Origin of the sequence: Bradyrhizobium diazoefficiens (genome assembly GCF_016616235.1) — a bacterium.
Lineage (GTDB): Bacteria > Pseudomonadota > Alphaproteobacteria > Rhizobiales > Xanthobacteraceae > Bradyrhizobium > Bradyrhizobium diazoefficiens_H.
This window is the reverse complement of record NZ_CP067100.1, coordinates 1,150,209-1,170,000: the sequence shown is the minus strand read 5'-3', so window position 1 is coordinate 1,170,000 and position 19,792 is coordinate 1,150,209. Positions and strand designations below refer to the sequence as shown.

At 64.0% G+C, this 19,792-nt stretch carries 14 protein-coding genes, 1 rRNA gene and 1 riboswitch (1 of these 16 running past the window's edge); of the genes, 8 read left to right on the top strand and 7 right to left on the bottom strand.

Translation table 11 applies throughout. The features are described from left to right. Positions 1-1,290 (bottom strand): 16S ribosomal RNA (locus JJB99_RS05525); it reaches 199 nt to the left of the window's first position. A 1,112-nt stretch (positions 1,291-2,402) separates the two neighbouring features. Between JJB99_RS05525 and JJB99_RS05520 the strand changes: the two genes are divergently transcribed. The 3 genes from JJB99_RS05520 (at position 2,403) to JJB99_RS05510 (ending at position 6,613) form a co-directional block, all read left to right on the top strand. Further along, on the top strand, positions 2,403-4,481 hold the full coding sequence (locus JJB99_RS05520; RefSeq protein WP_200497773.1) for a M23 family metallopeptidase: 2,079 nt from the start codon (positions 2,403-2,405) through the stop codon (positions 4,479-4,481). A 153-nt stretch (positions 4,482-4,634) separates the two neighbouring features. Then, positions 4,635-6,254 carry an SMP-30/gluconolactonase/LRE family protein gene (locus JJB99_RS05515; RefSeq protein WP_200497772.1) on the top strand — a complete coding sequence of 540 codons (1,620 nt, stop codon included), beginning with the start codon at positions 4,635-4,637 and terminating at the stop codon, positions 6,252-6,254. Positions 6,255-6,346: 92 nt separating this feature from the next. Further along, the gene (locus JJB99_RS05510) at positions 6,347-6,613 is read left to right on the top strand and encodes a hypothetical protein (RefSeq protein ID WP_200497771.1); all 267 of its coding nucleotides are present in this window, start codon (positions 6,347-6,349) and stop codon (positions 6,611-6,613) included. Between the two features lie 71 nt (positions 6,614-6,684). Here JJB99_RS05510 and clpB read toward each other — a convergent pair whose 3' ends face one another. Beyond that, positions 6,685-9,324, bottom strand: a complete 2,640-nt coding sequence (gene clpB, locus JJB99_RS05505; RefSeq protein WP_200497770.1) for an ATP-dependent chaperone ClpB — start codon at positions 9,322-9,324, stop codon at positions 6,685-6,687. Positions 9,325-9,578: 254 nt separating this feature from the next. Between clpB and JJB99_RS05500 the strand changes: the two genes are divergently transcribed. Next, positions 9,579-10,364 carry an MOSC domain-containing protein gene (locus JJB99_RS05500; RefSeq protein WP_200500056.1) on the top strand — a complete coding sequence of 262 codons (786 nt, stop codon included), beginning with the start codon at positions 9,579-9,581 and terminating at the stop codon, positions 10,362-10,364. Between the two features lie 128 nt (positions 10,365-10,492). Here the strand turns inward: JJB99_RS05500 and JJB99_RS05495 are convergent, their stop codons facing one another. Next, the gene (locus tag JJB99_RS05495; RefSeq protein WP_200497769.1) at positions 10,493-11,236 is read right to left on the bottom strand and encodes a TIGR02594 family protein; all 744 of its coding nucleotides are present in this window, start codon (positions 11,234-11,236) and stop codon (positions 10,493-10,495) included. Between the two features lie 216 nt (positions 11,237-11,452). Between JJB99_RS05495 and JJB99_RS05490 the strand changes: the two genes are divergently transcribed. Next, positions 11,453-12,316, top strand: coding sequence for an alpha/beta fold hydrolase (locus tag JJB99_RS05490; RefSeq protein ID WP_200497768.1), 864 nt, complete (start codon positions 11,453-11,455; stop codon positions 12,314-12,316). Between the two features lie 162 nt (positions 12,317-12,478). On the opposite strand, the gene metW is transcribed toward JJB99_RS05490, so the two are convergent. Both metW and metX read right to left on the bottom strand, forming a co-directional pair. Then, positions 12,479-13,141 carry a methionine biosynthesis protein MetW gene (gene metW / locus JJB99_RS05485; protein ID WP_200497767.1) on the bottom strand — a complete coding sequence of 221 codons (663 nt, stop codon included), beginning with the start codon at positions 13,139-13,141 and terminating at the stop codon, positions 12,479-12,481. A gap of 12 nt (positions 13,142-13,153) precedes the next feature. After that, positions 13,154-14,374, bottom strand: coding sequence for a homoserine O-acetyltransferase MetX (metX, locus tag JJB99_RS05480; RefSeq protein WP_200500055.1), 1,221 nt, complete (start codon positions 14,372-14,374; stop codon positions 13,154-13,156). Positions 14,375-14,459: 85 nt separating this feature from the next. Then, positions 14,460-14,539: riboswitch (SAM riboswitch) on the bottom strand. Positions 14,540-14,744: 205 nt separating this feature from the next. Between metX and JJB99_RS05475 the strand changes: the two genes are divergently transcribed. The 3 genes from JJB99_RS05475 to JJB99_RS05465 are packed head-to-tail and all read left to right on the top strand — an operon-like array spanning position 14,745 to position 17,657. Then, entirely contained in the window at positions 14,745-15,593 is an 849-nt protein-coding gene (locus tag JJB99_RS05475) for a chorismate mutase (protein WP_200497766.1), read from the top strand. A 31-nt stretch (positions 15,594-15,624) separates the two neighbouring features. Then, complete coding sequence (hisC, locus tag JJB99_RS05470) at positions 15,625-16,719, top strand: histidinol-phosphate transaminase (protein ID WP_200497765.1); 1,095 nt, start codon at positions 15,625-15,627, stop codon at positions 16,717-16,719. Further along, positions 16,716-17,657: a prephenate/arogenate dehydrogenase family protein gene (locus JJB99_RS05465; RefSeq protein WP_200497764.1), complete on the top strand. Its 942-nt coding sequence runs from the start codon at positions 16,716-16,718 to the stop codon at positions 17,655-17,657. Before hisC ends, JJB99_RS05465 begins: the two co-directional genes overlap by 4 nt. Here the strand turns inward: JJB99_RS05465 and JJB99_RS05460 are convergent. Beyond that, positions 17,654-18,097 (bottom strand): hypothetical protein, encoded by a 444-nt coding sequence (locus JJB99_RS05460; protein WP_200497763.1) that lies wholly within the window; start codon positions 18,095-18,097, stop codon positions 17,654-17,656. The genes JJB99_RS05465 and JJB99_RS05460 overlap by 4 nt on opposite strands. 17 nt (positions 18,098-18,114) lie before the next feature. Beyond that, positions 18,115-19,686 (bottom strand): hypothetical protein, encoded by a 1,572-nt coding sequence (locus JJB99_RS05455; RefSeq protein ID WP_200497762.1) that lies wholly within the window; start codon positions 19,684-19,686, stop codon positions 18,115-18,117. Positions 19,687-19,792: the final 106 nt, after the last annotated feature.

Below are 19,792 nucleotides of genomic sequence, written 5' to 3'. Positions count from 1 at the left end.
AGCGATTCCAACTTCATGGGCTCGAGTTGCAGAGCCCAATCCGAACTGAGACGGCTTTTTGAGATTTGCGAAGGGTCGCCCCTTAGCATCCCATTGTCACCGCCATTGTAGCACGTGTGTAGCCCAGCCCGTAAGGGCCATGAGGACTTGACGTCATCCCCACCTTCCTCGCGGCTTATCACCGGCAGTCTCCTTAGAGTGCTCAACTAAATGGTAGCAACTAAGGACGGGGGTTGCGCTCGTTGCGGGACTTAACCCAACATCTCACGACACGAGCTGACGACAGCCATGCAGCACCTGTGTTCCAGGCTCCGAAGAGAAGGTCACATCTCTGCGACCGGTCCTGGACATGTCAAGGGCTGGTAAGGTTCTGCGCGTTGCGTCGAATTAAACCACATGCTCCACCGCTTGTGCGGGCCCCCGTCAATTCCTTTGAGTTTTAATCTTGCGACCGTACTCCCCAGGCGGAATGCTTAAAGCGTTAGCTGCGCCACTAGTGAGTAAACCCACTAACGGCTGGCATTCATCGTTTACGGCGTGGACTACCAGGGTATCTAATCCTGTTTGCTCCCCACGCTTTCGTGCCTCAGCGTCAGTACCGGGCCAGTGAGCCGCCTTCGCCACTGGTGTTCTTGCGAATATCTACGAATTTCACCTCTACACTCGCAGTTCCACTCACCTCTCCCGGACTCAAGACCTTCAGTATCAAAGGCAGTTCTGGAGTTGAGCTCCAGGATTTCACCCCTGACTTAAAGACCCGCCTACGCACCCTTTACGCCCAGTGATTCCGAGCAACGCTAGCCCCCTTCGTATTACCGCGGCTGCTGGCACGAAGTTAGCCGGGGCTTATTCTTGCGGTACCGTCATTATCTTCCCGCACAAAAGAGCTTTACAACCCTAGGGCCTTCATCACTCACGCGGCATGGCTGGATCAGGGTTGCCCCCATTGTCCAATATTCCCCACTGCTGCCTCCCGTAGGAGTTTGGGCCGTGTCTCAGTCCCAATGTGGCTGATCATCCTCTCAGACCAGCTACTGATCGTCGCCTTGGTGAGCCATTACCTCACCAACTAGCTAATCAGACGCGGGCCGATCTTTCGGCGATAAATCTTTCCCCGTAAGGGCTTATCCGGTATTAGCACAAGTTTCCCTGTGTTGTTCCGAACCAAAAGGTACGTTCCCACGTGTTACTCACCCGTCTGCCGCTGACGTATTGCTACGCCCGCTCGACTTGCATGTGTTAAGCCTGCCGCCAGCGTTCGCTCTGAGCCAGGATCAAACTCTCAAGTTGGACTTGAACTTTGAACCGGCTGATCACAACGTTTGACGAGGTCCCACCATTTTTCATCGACCGAAGTCGATGAGCTGCCCGCGATTCACATCGCTGGCAACGATGGTGTAACCTTTAAAACGTGTACCGCCGAAGTCTTTCGTCCGGTCTCGATCAGAAAAGCCGAAGCTTTCCGGAAGCGAGACCCGCAAGGACTCCGCCGTCCACGTTTCTCTTTCTTCATCTTCACTTGTCAAACAGCCCGGGACCTTGGAGGCCCCAACCTTCCCTAGGAGGAAGGGTTCCGACACCCTTACCGACGATGGATGAACTCCAACCGACTGGTGTCGGCTGTTGTGTCACTCAACAAGGTGAGGAGCATCAGTGGCGCGTTCGCTCGCCTTGGTCAGTGACCCGGCGGCGCCGCGCTCAGTGGTTGGGGTTATAGGCCCCACCTTCCGGGCTGTCAACGCCAATCGTCAACAAATCGTCGCACAGTGGATCACCGAAAAAATTTCAACGATTCCAGGCGATTAGACGGGGCGTCGGCAAGTCGGCGGAGCCCGAGCCGCAAAAAATCTCAAAAAAGGTTTGCGCGCCGGCGGGCTCCTGAGGCCGTTCTGGGGGGGCCTCAGAGCGCCTCCCGCCTGGCCTCCCCTTTGGCCGGCGGCCCCCCTTGCGTCTCCGTAGAGCGGGCCTCACGGCGAGGCAGGCTGGACTTCGTCCCAGGTCAGGCGTCCCAGGTCAGGCCGAGCTGCCACCCCTGCCCGACGGGCCTCCCGCCCGCCCGTTCCGGAAACTTTTCCATATTAGGCGCCGTACTTGAGCCACATTCCCGCGGCGTTCTGATAAGAGACAAGCTTGAATCGCGGGAACGCCAGTGGGGGCTACCGGCGGTTTTCATAGGGTCAGAGGAAGGCGACTTGCAGATGACGCGGCCTTCTTCCGACGTTCGAGAGACATCGAGAGACCTTTTTCCGCTTAGCTGTTCGTAATTTCGGCCGGCCCGTCATCAGGGCCTTCTGACCGCGGACGCCTATGCGGCTTGCCCTTTTCCTGCGATGCGCCTCGAAGAGGGCGACGGGGAAGAGGTTCGAGACCGGGCTTTTAGGTCGTTGATTGGGGGACTTGGGTTGAACCACAGGACGTCACGCGGCGCTTACGGGCGTGAGACCGGGATCATCGATCTCGGCCACGAGCCGCCGCTTTCCGTCGATGGTTCTGAAGCCGCCGTCATCGATCGCCGTCGCGTCTCGGTGCAATGGTTCAGCGGAACAATTCTGACCGGACTGTGCGGCGCGGCCCTGATCGGCGGCGCCGTTTTCGCCTCGCTCGACGGCGAGATGACTTTCGCCAAGGTGCCCGAGCGCGTCGAAGGCGCGCTGCGCGGTGCGTTCGGCGCAGCTGATCGCGCCGCCACGCTGCACAAGAGCGACCGCCTGCCGCCGCCGAACGAATCCACGGCCTCGCGCAACATCGTGCGCGTCTCGACGGTGGCCCGCGTCGGCAACCGCGACGTGATGCGGGTGCGTCCCTTCGTCCGGATCGCCGGCAATCTGTCGATGACGACGAGCGATTTGTCGGCGAAGATCCCGCCGTTCAACGCCCAGCGCCTGCTCACCGATGTCGGCTCCGATCCGAAGACCGCATCGGACGATCCGAACAATCCGGAAGCCGTCGAGCCCGATGCCGAGGTGTCCTTCGTCACCAAGGACCTGTCGCCGGTGCTGCCGAAGGCCAAGATTTCCGCAGTGGTCGCGCTCGACGACATCCTGATGCGGGTGCGCGATGCCGCCAACTGGCGCGGCAATGGCGGGGTGCGCTACGCCTCGCTTGCCAATGCCACCGCCGACGTCTCCGGCGCGACCGGCAGGTCTGACATCAACAGATCCGACATCAAGATGGCTTATGCCACCGAAACCTCGCCGTCCGATCCCTATGCCGGCTTCGAGACGCGCGTGGTGCCGGAAAACGTCACGCTGCTGCCCAAGACCAAGGAGCAGATCACCGGCGGCAATCCCAACGGCGAACGCGTCCACATGGTCAAGAAGGGCGACAGCGTCGCTGGCGTGCTGCGCGATCTCGGCGCAACGAGCGAGGAGATCAAGGCGATCACCGCAACGCTTGGGCCTCGCGGCCGCGACGGCGGCCTGAAGGAAGGCGAAAAGCTCCGCATCCTGATGGCGCCCGCAAGCCCCGGCGCAAGGCTGCAACCGTTCCGCGTCGTCGTCGCCAACGACACCATGGTCGAGGCGATCGCGGCGCTGTCCGATCTCGGCAAATACGTCGCGGTCGACGTCTCGAGCATGAACACCGCCACTGAGGCCACGGCGAGCGCCAACAGCGACGACGATGACGATGATGACGGCACCGGCGTGCGGCTCTACCAGAGCATCTACGAGACTGCGATGCGCAACAAGGTGCCGATGCCTGTCATCGACGACATGATCAAGATCTATTCCTATGACGTCGATTTCCAGCGCAAGGTGCAGCCGGGCGATTCCTTCGACGTGTTCTACGCCGGCGAGGACGAGGGCGTGACGTCGAGCGAAAAGAACGATGTGCTGTTCGCCTCGCTCACGGTCGGCGGCGAGACCAAGAAATACTACCGTTTCCAGAGCCCCGATGACGGCGTCGTCGACTACTATGACGAGACCGGCAAGAGCGCGAAGAAGTTCCTGGTGCGCAAGCCCGTCAACAGCGCCATCATGCGCTCCGGCTTCGGCGGGCGCCGCCATCCGATCCTGGGCTTTGTGAGGATGCACACCGGCGTCGACTGGGCCACCGCCTATGGCACGCCGATCTTCGCCGCCGGCAACGGCGTGATCTTGAAGGCCGAGCTCGAGGGCGGCTACGGCAAGTATGTCCGGATCAAGCACAACAACGGCTACGAGACCGGCTATGGTCACTTGTCGGCCTTTGCCAAGGGCATGGAGCCCGGCAAGAAGGTGCGGCAGGGCCAGGTGATCGGCTTCGTCGGTTCGACCGGCGCGTCAACCGGACCGCACGTCCATTACGAAATCCTGGTCAACGGCCGCTTCGTCGACCCGCTGCGCGTGAAACTGCCGCGCGGCCGTTCGCTGGAGGGCCCGATGCTCGCAAGCTTCGAGAAGGAGCGCGACCGGCTCGACGGCATGATGAGCGGTCGCGGCGGCGCCATCGCCCGCATGTCGGACGCAACCGGCGGGCCGTTGCAGGTCACTAACCGGTAGTTGCAGCCGGCCGGGAAATGGCCGGACATCCGCCTCAGCACGAGCGAATGAAGCGCTTTGACGGGACGCCGCCTGATTGCGTCACAACGTCAAGTTTCGTTTGCCAAAGCCGCATGACGGGCGAATACTTTCCAAAAAACGGGAGGTCACGTCATGAAGGCCAGGCTCGCCTGCGCAGCCCTGATCGCCGCGATTTTCGCCACCACGCATGTGTCCGCCGAAACCTGGGAGGTCACGCGACTCGTCCCCGGCTCGGCATTCCACGGCGTGCACGGGCTCGGCATCGACAGGGACGGCCATCTGTTTGCCGGCAGCGTCGCCGGCGCGGCGCTCTACGAGGTCGATATCGCGGGCGGTACCGCCAAGGTTGCAATTCCGGCGCCGGTTGGAATGGCCGACGACATCGCGTTCGCGCCCGACGGCACCATGGCCTGGACCGGTTTCTTGACCGGCGATCTCTATGCGCGCAAGGGCGACGGGCCGATCAAGAAGCTCGCGTCCGGCCTCCCCGGCATCAACTCGCTTGCCTTCCGCAAGGACGGCAGGCTCTACGCCACCACAGTCTTCCTCGGGGACACGCTCTATGAGATCGACGTCGAAGGCGTCAAACCGCCCCGCCAGATCATGGAGAAGATGGGCGGCCTCAACGGCTTCGAGTTCGGTCCCGACGACAAGCTCTACGGACCGCTCTGGTTCAAGGGACAGGTCGCCAGGGTCGACGTCGACACGGCCGAGCTGACCGTCGTTGCCGATGGCTTCAAGGTCCCGGCTGCGGTGAACTTCGATTCCAAGGGCAACCTCTGGGTGGTCGATACCGCGCTCGGCCAGCTCGTCCGGGTCGATCCCAAGTCGGGCGCCAAGAAGATGGTCGCGCAGCTGAAACCGTCGCTGGACAATCTCGCGATCGACGACAAGGACCGCATCTACGTCTCCAACATGGCCGACAACGGCATCCAGCAGGTCGACCCAGTGACCGGCCAGGCGAAGCAAATCATCATCGGCAAGCTCGCGCTGCCCGGCGGCATCGGCGTCAGCTCGGAGAACGGCAGGGACACGATCCACGTCGCCGACGTGTTCGCCTATCGCACGGTGGACGGTGCGACCGGCGAGGTCACCGAGAAGGCGCGCATGCACGCCGCCGGCACCACGCTGGAATATCCGATGAGCGCGACCGCGAAGGGCAACGACGTGATCCTGTCGAGCTGGTTCACCGGCACTGTGCAGGTGATCGATGGCAAGACCGGCGCAACACGCGACATGCTGCACGGCTTCAAGGCGCCGCACGACGCGATCGTGCTCGAGGACGGCAGCATCCTGGTGGCCGAGCTCGGCACCAAATCGCTGGTGCGCGTCAGCGGCGAGCACGGCAAGGATCGCACCACGCTGATCGGCGGTCTCGAAGGACCGATCGGGCTCGTCGGCGGATCGAATGGCGAGGTCTATGTGACCGAGGCCTTTGCAGGCGTCGTCTCCAGAATCGACAGTAACGGCGAGAAAACCGTGGTCGCCAAGGATCTGAAAATGCCTGAAGGCATCGCAAGGGGCCGCGACGGCCAGTTGATCGTGGCAGAAGTGGGTGCCAAGCGGCTGATCGAGATCGCGCCAGAGAGCGGCAAGGTCACCGAGATCGCGGCCAATCTTCCGATCGGCCTGGTCGGCGCGCCGGGCGGCCTGCCGACCCACATTCCGACGGGCGTGGCCATCGGCGCCTCCGGCGTCATCTACTTCAGCTCGGACATAGAGAACGCGATCTACAAGGTCACGAAGAAATAGCAGCCGCTACGCGAGACTTGCTGCGATGGAACCGAGCACCCGGTTCCCGGTTAGACGCCGATGGGAAAGCCGACCAGCAGGAGGATCGCCCCATGACGCGCCTATCACGCGATGATGTGGTCAAGGCCGTGGACCGAGCCGACGACGTCACGATTGCACAAATCATTGGAACCGGCGCGACCGTCGAGGAACTCGCCGAAGCACAGGCCTGGCTCGCCAACGACGAGCCCCTGATCAACGATTTGCGGCCACTTGCGCAGGGCCGGGTGCGCGAGCTCGTGGACATCCTGTCGGAGCTCGAAGAGGACGGCGACGAGGAAGGTCCGGCCGGCCCCGGCTCCATGTCGACACCCAGCTAGCGGCCTGGAGACAGTTCGCCCCGGAGAGGACAACCTCTCCGGGGCGGTTTTCGTTTGCCGCGAGCGCCGCCTCAGTTCAGCTTGCGCTTCGGTACCGGCGCCTCGAACTGGGCAATCTCCGCGGTCTGCGGCGCCTTGCCGTTGAAGGTCAGCACATTGCCTTCCGACGAGATCGCAACGGTATCCCCGTCCTTGACGTCGCCGGCGAGGATCATCTCCGCGAGCGGATCCTGGAGGTAGCGCTGGATCACCCGCTTCAGCGGCCGTGCGCCATAGGCGGGATCCCAGCCCTTGGCGGCGAGCCAGTCGCGGCCAGCGGCATCGAGCGTCAGCACGATCTTGCGATCGGTGAGGAGCTTCTGCAGCCGCGCGAACTGGATCTCGACGATGCGGCCCATCTCGCTCCGCTGCAAGCGGTGGAACAGGATGATCTCGTCGACGCGGTTGAGGAATTCGGGGCGGAAATGCGCCCGCACCATTCCCATCACCTGCTCGCGCACGGCCGAAGTGTCTTCGCCCTCGGGTTGATTCACCAGAAACTCCGAACCGAGATTCGAGGTCATGATGATCAGCGTGTTGCGGAAATCGACGGTACGGCCCTGGCCATCGGTCAGCCGGCCGTCGTCGAGCACCTGCAACAGGACGTTGAAGACATCAGGATGCGCCTTCTCGATCTCGTCGAACAGCACGACCTGATAAGGCCGGCGCCGCACCGCTTCGGTGAGCGCGCCGCCCTCGTCATAGCCGACATAGCCTGGAGGCGCGCCGATCAGCCGCGAGACCGAATGCTTCTCCATGTATTCGGACATGTCGAGGCGGACCATCGCGGTCTCGTCGTTGAAGAGATATTCCGCGAGCGCCTTGGTCAGCTCGGTCTTGCCGACGCCGGTCGGGCCTAAGAACATAAACGAGCCGGTCGGCCGGTTTGGATCCTGCAAGCCCGCGCGCGAACGGCGCACGGCGGTTGCGACCGCACGCACTGCCTCGGCCTGGCCGACGACACGCTTGCCGAGCTGCTCCTCCATCTTGAGCAGCTTCTCCTTCTCGCCCTCCAGCATCTTGTCGACGGGCACGCCGGTCCAGCGCGAGACCACCTGCGCGATGTGGTTGGCGGTGACCGCCTCTTCCATCATCTCGCCGGCGTTCTCCTTGGCCTCGATATCCGCGAGCTTCTTCTCCAGCTCGGGAATCCGGCCATAGGCCAGCTCGCCAGCCTTCTGGAATTCGCCGCGCCGCTGGGCATTGGCCAGCTCGACACGCAAGCCGTCGAGCTCGGCCTTCAGCTTCTGGGCATCGGAGAGCTTGCTCTTCTCCGCGCTCCAGCGCGCCGTCAGCGCCGCCGATTTTTCCTCGAGCTCGGCAAGGTCCTTCTCCAGGGTCTGGAGCCGGCTCTTCGAGCCGGGATCGTTTTCCTTCTTCAGCGCCTCCTGCTCGATCTTGAGCCGGATGATCTCGCGATCCAGCGAATCCAGCTCTTCCGGCTTGGAATCAACCTGCATCTTCAGCCGTGCCGCGGCTTCGTCCATCAGGTCGATCGCCTTGTCGGGCAGGAAGCGGTCGGTGATGTAGCGGTTGGACAGCATCGCGGACGCCACCAGCGCGGAATCGGTGATCCGCACGCCATGGTGCTGCTCGTACTTGTCCTTGAGCCCGCGTAGGATCGAGATGGTGTCCTCGACCGAGGGCTCGCTGACGAAGATTGGCTGGAAGCGCCGCGCCAGCGCGGCGTCCTTCTCGACGTGCTTCTGATATTCGTCGAGCGTGGTCGCGCCGATGCAGTGCAACTCGCCGCGGGCGAGCGCGGGCTTGAGCAGGTTGGAAGCGTCCATCGCGCCGTCGCCTTTGCCGGCGCCGATCAGCGTGTGCATCTCGTCGATGAACAGGATGAAATTCCCCTCGCTCCCGGTCACTTCCTGGAGGACGGCCTTCAGCCGCTCCTCGAATTCGCCGCGGTACTTTGCACCGGCGATCAGGGCGCCGAGGTCGAGCGACAGCAGCCTCTTGTCCTTCAGGCTCTCCGGCACGTCGCCATTGACGATGCGCCGCGCAAGGCCTTCGGCGATGGCGGTCTTGCCCACCCCGGGCTCGCCGATCAGGACGGGATTGTTCTTGGTCCGGCGCGACAGCACCTGGATCGTGCGGCGGATCTCCTCGTCGCGGCCGATGACCGGATCGAGCTTGCCGTCGCGCGCCGCCTGGGTCAGGTCGCGGGCATATTTCTTCAGTGCGTCATAGGCGTTCTCGGCCGTCGCAGAGTCCGCGGTGCGGCCCTTGCGCAGCGCTTCGATCGCCGCGTTGAGATTTTGCGGGGTGACGCCGCCCTTGGCGAGGATGCTGCCTGCCTCGCTGGTCTTCTCGAGCGTCAGGCCTAGCAGCAGCCGCTCGACGGTGACGAAGCTGTCGCCGGCCTTCTCGCCGGCCTTTTCGGCGGCGTCGAAGGTGCGGGCGAGATCGGGCGCGAGATAGATCTGCCCGGCGCCGCCGCCACTGACCTTCGGCACCTTGCCCAGGGCCTCCTCGGTCGCCTTCAGAATTGCACGGGAATTGCCGCCGGCGCGGTCGACCAGACCGGCAGCGAGCCCCTCATTGTCGTCCAAGAGGACTTTCAGCACGTGCAGGGTGGAAAACTGCTGGTGCCCCTCGCGCATCGCGAGCGACTGCGCCGACTGGATGAAGCCCCTGGAGCGTTCGGTATACTTCTCGATATTCATGTCTTTTCTGTCCCTCGGCCTGCCCTCGGAGCCCTCTCAGGCACTCCAACGGCATCTTCATTGGGTTTCCGCTGGCCGCGTTGACGTTCCTCAACCGACAGCGGTCGTTAGCAGCCGGCGCTGGCGCCGGCCTGACCCAGATGTGGGAAGCCTGCCGCTGGATCGAAAGAGGCGCGTTCACAATTTCGTGCGCCGATCCGCCCGTTGGCGGAGCACGGCCGAATCCCTTAAGTAGCGGCATGACCCTTAGTGCAATGACAGCCAGCCAGACTGCCGAGATCACCGGTCTCTTCCGCTATCCGATCAAGGGCCTGACGCCGGAGTCCCTGCCGCGCGTCTCCTTGCGGATCGGCCAGACCCTGCCCGCCGACCGCCGCTACGCCATCGAGAACGGCCCGAGCGGGTTCGATCCCGAGCAGCCCGAGTGGAAGCCGAAGATCCAGTTCCTGATGCTCGCCCGGAATGAGCGGCTGGCCGAGCTCGACAGCCGCTTCGATGACGCCACCAACGTCTTGACTATCCGCAGGGACGGCCAGGTCGTCGCCAGTGGCGACCTCGAGACCGCCGCCGGGCGCGCGGCCGTCGAACGCTATTTCACCGAGAATTTTCAGCCGGAACTGAAGGGGCCACCGAAGCTGCTGTCCGGCCGCGACCACAGCTTCTCCGACGTCGCCCGCAAGGTGGTCTCGATCATCAATCTCGGGAGCGTCCGCGCCATCGAACGTATGCTCGGCGCCACGGTCCACCCACTACGCTTCCGCGCCAATCTCTATGTCCAAGGTTGGCCGGCCTGGTCCGAGCTCGACCTCGTCGACCAGACGCTCGCGATCGGACAGGCACGGTTGAAGATCGTCAAGCGCATCAAGCGCTGCCCTGCCACCAACGTCGACCCGGTGACGGCCAAGCGCGACCTCGAGATCCCGCCGGCGCTCTCGCGTAATCTCGGCCACATGGATTGCGGCATCTATGCCGAGGTCATCACCGACGGCGAGATCGGTGTCGGCGATGCGATCGCGGTGGAAGAGCCGAGATTGGTGTGAGCTAGCACCGCTGCTGTAGGGTGAGCAAAGGCGCTCTTGCGCCGTGCCCACCATCTTACCAAACCGGACGGAAACGGTGGGCACGCTTCGCTTTGCCCACCCTATGGCACTACGGCACTGTCACTCCGTCAATTCGGCATCACATACGCATAGATCCGGCCGCGCGAGACCGGCGCCTCGCGGACGCGGTTGCCGTTGTTGCCGGAGATCATGATCGGATTGCCCCGCGCGTCGATGCCGGTGATGATGCCGACATGACCGCCCCGGCCGCCGCGCGACATCACCGCGATGGCGCCGACCTGCGGACCGGAGACACGCGTGCCGTAGCGCGCGAACGAGCTCGCCATGTCCGATCCGGTGCCGTGGTGACCGGTTTTCTCAAGTACCATGTTCATGAAACGCGCACACCAAAGGCTGCCGCGCCCGGTCGGATTGCCACCGACATAGCGGCGCGCCTCCGAGACGAGGCCCGATCCGCCGCCAAAGCCACCACCGCTCGTCGCCATGCCTTCGCCGCCGCTCATGGCCATTCCGCCGCTGCCGCTCATGATCCTTCCACCACTACCGCTCATGGCCATTCCGCCATCGCTGCTCACGGTCGTGCCGCCGCTATTGGCATTCGGGTCATAGCTGGCAAAGGTGTTGCCGAAACCGCTCGCTTGCAACTGTGCCGCGCTGCGCTCGAAGCGCGAGCTGCGTGCATGGTGCCGGTCATGATGATGTCTGGTGTGGTGCACGTCAGCGTGCCGCTCTGCGCTATGACGATGATGAGGCCGTGCCGAGGCCGGAGACGAGAACGCGGCGACCGCCGCGAAGAAAAGCGCCAGCGCGAGAACACAACGCGACAGGCGAGACGCAAACAACTCGAACATTCTTCATCCTTCGTTGACACCCCCACTTCCCAGTCGGCCCGTGCGGTGGCCGAGGCATGTCTGGCCGTTAAGCCGCCCGATGTGGCGAGAAAAAGACGCCACGCCGGCGAATAGCTGCGATGATCTTGCGTCGGTGCTGGCTCGAGGCTGCCGCATTGCGGACAACAACATTAACTGCGATCCTCTGCGCACGGCTTGAAGAGAGGGAAACAGTTAATGCCCCACGCCACGACCAGCGATGACGTCCGCATCTATTTCGAACAAGCGGGTCAGGGAACGCCGATACTTTTTCTGCACGAGTTCGCGGCCGACTACAGCAATTGGGAGCCGCAGATGCGCTACTTCTCGCGCGGCCATCGCTGCATCACCTATTCGGCGCGCGGCTACACGCCGTCCGACGTGCCCGATGGCGAGGTCTACACCTACAAGCATTTCTACACCGACGCGCTCGCCGTGCTCGATCATCTCGGAATCGAGCGCGCGCATCTCGTCGGCTTATCGATGGGCGCATACTCATCGCTCCAGATCGGACTCAATGCGCCGCAGCGCGCGCTGTCGATGACGCTGGCCGGCGTCGGCTCCGGCTCGGAGCTCGAGAATCTCGACGCCTGGCGCAAGCAGTGCCGGGCCAATGCCGAGCAGTTCGAGACGTCAGGCGCGGCCGAGGTCGCAAAAGTCACGCGCGAGGCGCCGAGCCGGATTCCCTTCCTGGTGAAGGATCCGCGCGGCCACGCCGATTTCTACGCCGCGCTGGCGCGCCACGATGCAAAGGGATCGGCCCGCACGATGCGCGGCTTCCAGGGCGGCCGCCCCTCGATCTACACCATGGCGGATGCGATCAGAGCGGTGGCGAGTCCGGCGCTGATCATCTGCGGCGACGAGGACGATCCGTGCATCGGTGCGAGCCTGTTCTTGAAGAAGCATCTGCCCGCCGCGGGACTCGCGATGTTTCCGAAGTCTGGCCATGTGCTCAACCTCGAAGAGCCCGCGCTGTTCAACGCGAGCGTGGAGCGGTTCGTCACGCTTGTGGAAGCGGGGCGATGGCCGGTGCGCGATCCGAGATCGCTGGCGGCGGGGTAGTCTGAGCTCTCGCCACACACTCCCCGTCATTCCCTGCGAAGGCGGGGAATCCAGTACGCCGCGGCTTCTCCGTATCACGACGCCGCCTCTGGAATACTGGATCGCGGTCAAGCCGGGCGATGACAGCAGAGCGCATCGATGCGCTCGCAATGACGGCGCGGCCTACTTCCTTCCACCCCGGCTCAGCAGAAACACGCCCTGCTCGCCGAACATGTTCCACACCCACCACGGCAATCGCAGCCGCAGCGGGCGGCCGTAGAGATCGAGCGCCTCGGCGCGCTCCATCTTGACGCCGATTGCGTCGCAGAGCTCGACGAAATCCTTAATGGTGCAGAAATGGATGTTGGCGGTGTCGTACCAGGTCGCCGGCAAATTCTCGGTGCGCGGCATGTGGCCGCCGATCAGGAGCTGGAGCCGCATCTTCCAGAAGCCGAAATTCGGGAACGAGACGATGGCGCGGCGGCCGATGCGCAGCAAGTTCTCCAGCACCACGCGCGGCTGCCGCGTCGCTTGCAGCGTCTGCGACAGGATCACGTAGTCGAAGGCGTCGTCGGGATAGTTGACGAGGTCGGTGTCGGCATCGCCCTGCACCACCGCAAGGCCCTTGGCGACGCAGCGGTTGACGCCCTCGCGCGACAGCTCGATGCCGCGGCCGTCGATGCCGCGCGTCTCCAGCAGCTGCAACAGGTCGCCGTCGCCGCAGCCGACGTCGAGGACCTTCGATCCGGGCTTGACCATCTCGGCGACCAGCAGATGGTCGGCGCGGAAATGAGCGGATTGCTCCGCAGTGAAACCGTTTAGCGGCAGCACTTCCTGTACAGACATCGCCAGCCGTCCCTATTGATTGTTCTTGCCGGTAAGCCCGCGGGCCTTGCCGGCCGATTGCAGGAAGGCGCGGGAGATGTCGAAGAATTCGGGCACGTCGAGCAGGAAGGCGTCGTGGCCGCGATCGGTCTCGATCTCGGCGAACGACACCCGTGCGCTCGACGCATTCAGCGCGTGCACCAGCGCGCGCGATTCCGAGGTCGGGAACAGCCAGTCGCTGGTGAAGGAGACCACGCAGAAGCGGGTCTGGATGCCCGCAAACGCTTTCGCCAGCACCCCGCCATGGTCGGCGGCGATGTCGAAATAATCCATCGCGCGGGTCAGATAGAGATAGGAGTTGGCGTCGAAGCGCTCGACGAAGGAGGATCCCTGGTAACGCAGATAGGATTCGACCTGGAAGTCGGCGTCGAACGAGAAGGTCGGCAGCTCGCGGTCCTGCATGCGCCGGCCGAATTTGCGGTGCAGCGCCGCGTCCGACAGATAAGTGATGTGCGCGGCCATGCGAGCGACCGCGAGGCCGCGATGCGGATGAATGCCGTGATCGGCATAGCCGCCATTGTGCCAGTCGGGATCGGCCATCACGGCCTGACGGCCGAGTTCGTGGAAGGCGATGTTCTGCGCCGAGTGCCGCGTCGAACATGCGATGGCGAGCGCAGAGAACACGCGGGCAGGATAGGCCGCGGTCCATTGCAGCACCTGCATGCCGCCCATCGAGCCGCCGACCACCGCGAACAGCGTGTCGATGCCGAGCCGGTCGATCAGCATCGCCTGCGCGCGCACCATGTCGGGAATGGTGATGACAGGGAAATCGAGACCCCACACCTTGCCGGTCGCGGGATTGATCGAGGCCGGCCCGGTCGAGCCCATGCAGCCGCCGATCACGTTGGAGCAGATGATGAAGTAATGCTTGGGATCAATCGGGCGGCCCGGGCCGACCAGCGTCTCCCACCAGCCGGGCTTGCCGGTGACCGGATGCACATTGGCGACGTGCTGATCGCCGGTCAGCGCATGGCAGATCAGAACGGCGTTGGAGCGATCTGGATTGAGCTCGCCATAGGTCTGGTAGGCGATCTGGAACGGGGAAAGATCGACGCCGCAATCGAGCCGCAGCGGCTGGTCCGCGCCGAACTTCGCGACCTGCGAGCTCGGATGATCGACCTCATGCGAGCGGTCGTCGGCACTGATCGCGGGGGCACTGATCGCGGGACTCGGCACAGACTTGACGCCAACCATCATCGACCTCGTTTGCGACTGCCGCTAGAGCGCCGCTGACATCAGGCCATGAAAAACCCAGCCTGAACGATAGGTTCGGCCGGGATCGGAAGCGTCCCCGGCCTGTTTAGCGAGTTTTTTAACGTGGCTGCAAGCCGGCCGGCTCAAATGACCACGGAACCGGCAAAACCTACTGGCTTGGGCGGTTTTCGTCAAGTCGCGGTCCGGATTAACCAAATTCCTCTCGGTTACGCCCGCTGAAAAGGCCGTGATTTCTCTTTGCTTTCGCAGCCCCGACTGCCTAATCAGGACATCGACCGCAACGGGCCCGAACTTACCAATTGGCTTGGCCGGTCCGTATTGGAACGCCTCTCAACAGTCCCAGTCAGATATGTCCCAACGTCCGCCCGCGCCACCATCGCTCCAGGAATTGCGCAAGGAGATCGACGCGATCGACGAGGGCATGCATCGCCTGTTGATGCAGCGCGGCGACATCATCGACCGCCTGATCCAGGTGAAGCAGACGCAGGAGGTCGGCTCGGCGTTCCGCCCGGCGCGCGAGGCCGCCATGATGCGCGACCTCGTGCAGCGCCATCGCGGCATCCTGCCGCTCGACACGGTCGAGAGCATCTGGCGCGTCATCATCTCCACGTTCACTTACGTGCAGGCGCCGTTCTCGGTGCATGCCGACATCTCGGTGAGCGAGCCGGCGATGCGCGATTCCGCGCGATTCCATTTCGGCTTCACCGTGCCCTACATCGCGCATTTCAGCGCGCAGGCCGCGGTCGAGGCGGTGGCGAAATCCAAGGGCGATCTGGCGCTGGTCTCGGCGACCTCGAGCCGCACGCCGTGGTGGCTCGAGCTTGAAGCGGACGGCGCGCCAAAAATCATCGCGCGGCTGCCCTTCGTCGAGCGCGCCGACCATCCGGCCGCACTGCCGGTGTTCGCGATCTCGCGCGTCGCCGACAGTGCCCTGGTGACGGAGGTCGAGACCTTCAGCGTGCGCGTCTCGGGCTGGAACGCCGAGGTCGCGCGCGCGCTGTCGCCGCTCGCCGAGATCGTGGCGGTGCCCGATACCGCCTTCGACGGCGCGGCGCTGCTGGTCTCAGTCACCGGCACGACCAGCATCGACAAAATCAAGGCTGCCCTGATCGAGGCGGGGGCCTCGGTGCGCTCCACGGCCCTCGTCGGCAGCCACGCAACGCGCTATACGGTGGCCCCGACCGGGCCGAAATCGTAAGTCACGCGCCCAGCCACTTTCGGAGTTGAAGATGTCGCGCCCCGTGCCGAATCCCGGCATTCTCGATATTGCGCCCTACACGCCCGGCAAGAGCCCGGTGGCGGAGCCGGGCCGCAAGGTGTTCAAACTCTCGGCCAACGAGACCCCGTTCGGGCCCTCGCCGAAGGCGATCGAAGCGTTCAAGCGCGTGGCGGATCATCTGGAAGACTATCCGGAAGGCACCTCGCGCGTGCTGCGCGAAGCGATCGGCCGCAGCTTCGGTCTCGATCCCAATCGCATCATCTGCGGCGCCGGTTCGGACGAGATCCTCAATTTGCTCGCCCACACCTATCTCGGTCAGGGCGACGAGGCGATCTCGACCACCCACGGCTTCCTGGTCTACCCGATCGCCACCATGGCGGTCGGCGCGAAGAACGTCGTCGCGCAGGAGACCAACCTCACCTGCGACGTCGACGCCATCCTGAAGGCGGTGACACCGAAGACGAAGCTGGTCTGGCTCGCCAACCCCAACAATCCGACCGGCACCTATGTGCCGTTCGACGAGGTCAAGCGGCTGCGCGCCGGCCTGCCCTCGCATGTGCTGCTAGTGCTGGACGCCGCCTATTGCGACTACGTTTCGCGTAACGACTATGAAATGGGGATCGAGCTGGTCGCCACCACCGAGAACACGGTGGTGACGCATACCTTCTCCAAGATCCACGGCCTTGCCGCGCTGCGCATCGGCTGGATGTTCGGCCCCGAGCACGTCGTCGACGCCGTCAACCGCATCCGCGGCCCGTTCAACGTATCGACGCCGGCGATGTACGCCGCGGTCGCCGCGATCGAGGACACCGCGCACCAGGCGATGTCGAAGCAGTTCACCGAGACCTGGCGCAACTGGCTGACCGAGGAGATCGGCAAGCTCGGGCTCAAGGTCACGCCGAGCGTCGCCAATTTCGTGCTGATCCACTTCCCGACCGAGGGCAAGACCGCGGACGCAGCCGACGCCTACCTCACCAAGCGCGGCCTCGTGCTGCGCGCGCTGAAGAATTACGGCCTGCCGCATTCGCTGCGCATGACCATCGGCACCGAAGAGGCCAACCGCCTCGTCGTCGAGGCCTTGCGCGACTTCATGGCCAGCAAATGAGCGTTGATCCACACTTCCAGCGCGTCGCGCTGATCGGCTTCGGCCTGATCGGCGGCTCGATCGCGCGCGCTGCGAAGCTCCAGGGCCTCGCCTCCGAGATCGTCACCACCGCGCGCTCGGAGAAGACGCGCGCGCGGGTGATGGAGCTCGGCATCGTCGATCAGGTCGTCGCGACCAATGCGGAAGCGGTGAAGGATGCCGATCTCGTCATCCTCTGCATTCCCGTTGGCGCCTGCGGGGAGGTGGCGCGGGAGATCGCTGATCATCTCAAGCCCGGCGCTGTTATCTCCGACGTCGGCTCGGTGAAGGGCGCGGTGGTCAGGGACATGGCGCCGCATCTGCCGAAGACCGTTCATTTCGTGCCGGCGCATCCCGTGGCGGGCACTGAGCATTCGGGGCCTGATTCGGGCTTCGCCGAGCTCTTCATCAACCGCTGGTGCATCCTCACGCCGCCGGAGGGCGTCGATCCGTCGGCCACCGATCGCCTGCGCGCGTTCTGGGCGGGGATGGGCGCCAAGGTCGAGGTGATGACGCCGGATCATCATGATCTCGTGCTCGCGATCACCAGCCATCTGCCGCATCTGATCGCCTACACCATCGTCGGCACCGCCGACGAGCTGGCGCAGGTGACGGAGTCCGAGGTGATCAAGTTCTCGGCCGGCGGCTTTCGCGATTTCACCCGCATCGCCGCATCCGACCCGACGATGTGGCGCGACGTGTTCCTCGCCAACAAGGAGGCGGTGCTGGAGATGCTCGGCACCTTCACCGAGGATCTGGCCAAGCTCACCCGCGCCATCCGCCGCGGCGACGGCGAGGCGCTGTTCGAGCACTTCACCCGCACCCGCGCGATCCGGCGCGGCATCGTCGAGATCGGCCAGGATTCGGCCGCCCCGGATTTCGGTCGCCAGCACGGGCAGCTCGACAAGAAACCGGGCTAACAACGATCCTCGATTGTGGAGATGCGGCAGCGACCGGCGAGACCGGCGCCGATCTGCAGGCTCACGCCCAGCATCCAGGTCGCGCCAAACAGGAGATTGCCGGCGGGATCGGACGTCTCGTCGAACACGAAAGCATAGAGCGCGAGCAGGCCTGCTCCGGCAGCGAGGAACGTGCCGGTCGCGCTGGCAAGACCGATCAACGCGGATCGATGCGCAGGCCGGGCCTGAAGCTGCGGCCAGCGCGGGATGTCGATCCCGAGATAGGCGCCGATCATTCCGAGCACGATCAGAAGAAATGTGAATTCGACGGTGTCGAACCAGGGCAGCTCGGCCCGCATCAGCAACGCGGCGACGAAGGTGGCGCCGACCGCGCCCGTCATCGCCAGGCCAAGCCGGGCGACGACGCGCGCGAGCCGAAGAATCAGAAGACTGTCGGACAATAGCCACTCACTGTAGATCAGAACGGATAGTACCGGATCTGCGTCATGACGATGTTGTCGTCGGTCTTGGGCGCACCGCCGACACCGGCGAAGGCGAAGCGTTGCGTGTAGGAATACTGCACGCCGGCTTTGAGCGTGCCGTATTTGCCCTGGTAGATTGTGTCGTAGATGCCGGCGGTGATCTGCCGGACTTCCTTGGTGTTGCCGTTACAGGTCGCGGCCGGCGTGTTCTCGGTAAAGCAGCCGGTGTTGTTGTAGAGCGGATTGCCGTAGCCGAACGGCACCGTTCCCACATTGGCGAAATTGGCCTTGGCCTTTTCCAGGCCCGCATAGCTGTAGACATCCAGGCTTGGTGTTGCGTGCCAGATCAGGCCGACCGCGGCCGCCGTGATCGTCAGCGGCAGCACCGTGCCATCCTGCGCCACTGCGGCATCGGGGAATGGCGTCGCCGTGAAGCGGCCGAGCACGCCGTGCGCGCCGTAGAGCTGGAGGTCGAGGGTCTTCGGAATCAGCTCGGCAAACACGTGGCCGCCGAAGCTGCCGGTGTCATAGCTGTGGTTGGCGCCGTTGAAGCGATCGAACAGCTGGCGATAGAGCGCCCAGGCTTCGACATGCAGCTTGTAGGGCCCGAGCCGCGGATCCCACGCCGCCTTCATCGTGACGTCGGGCACCTGATTCAAGCTGACATTGTTGAGGTTATTGAAGAAGCTGCCGCCCGGCCCGGTCAGATTGACCTGGAGGGTCGGGTTGAGCACGCCTTGCGGGCCGACCGCAGGCGTGCCGACCGTCGGCGTGTTGCCGCCAAAGAACGCGGTCTGTGGATTTTCGATCGACGCCGCAAGCTTGAACTCGGGCCCGATGTCCTTCCAGACGCGAAGACCCGGCTGCCGAGCCGCCAAAAATCCCGGAACGGATTCGAAGTCGATCACGCCGGGCGCGTCGACGCCACGGGGATCGATACCCGATTTGACCGGCGCGTTGAGCGACCAGGATTGTCCGGCGAGGAAGTGCAGGCCGAGATCGGTTCGGTCGAGCTCGAGGCTGAGTTGCCGCATCCGCGGGTTGAAGGAGTTGGTGGCAACCGAGCTCGCTGTCTGCGCCGCGCCCTCGAAGTCGATTTCGCCGTAGCCGGCGAGATGCGTATCGGGATCGGCGTTGCCTTCAGCGAGCACCGAGAACCTGCTCTGGCGCGCGGAAAAGCGCGACTCCGGAACGTAGAAATTGTGCGCCTGCTGATACGGAATGAAATTGTAAACGGAGCCAGTATCGGACGCGATGTTGCGCGAACGGTAGATACCGGTGAGATCGACCCAGCCGCCGAATGTCAGCGTGATGCCCTTGTAGCAGATCTTGCCGCCCGCGCATGCCTCGACGGGGAGGGCCTTGTAGGTCCCCGGCATCGGCATGGCTTTGGCCTGCACGGCTTCGACCTGGCGCGTCTTACGCGCCTCCGAATCCACCTTCTGCTGCAGCTCCTTCAGCTTGGCCTTCAGCGCCTGGATTTCTGATGTGACATTGCCGTCGGCACGCGCCTGTCCCGAGCAGGCAGCGAGTAGTCCCAGCATGAGTCCGCGAGTGATGATCCGCACGTAAGCCTCCCTCCACTTGGGAAGCAGGTCCTGATGGTTGCGCCCCCGGCGCGTGCTTGCTTCCCTGGTGTGAAGTGACTTGAATTCGGCGGCGGTTATTCGCTGG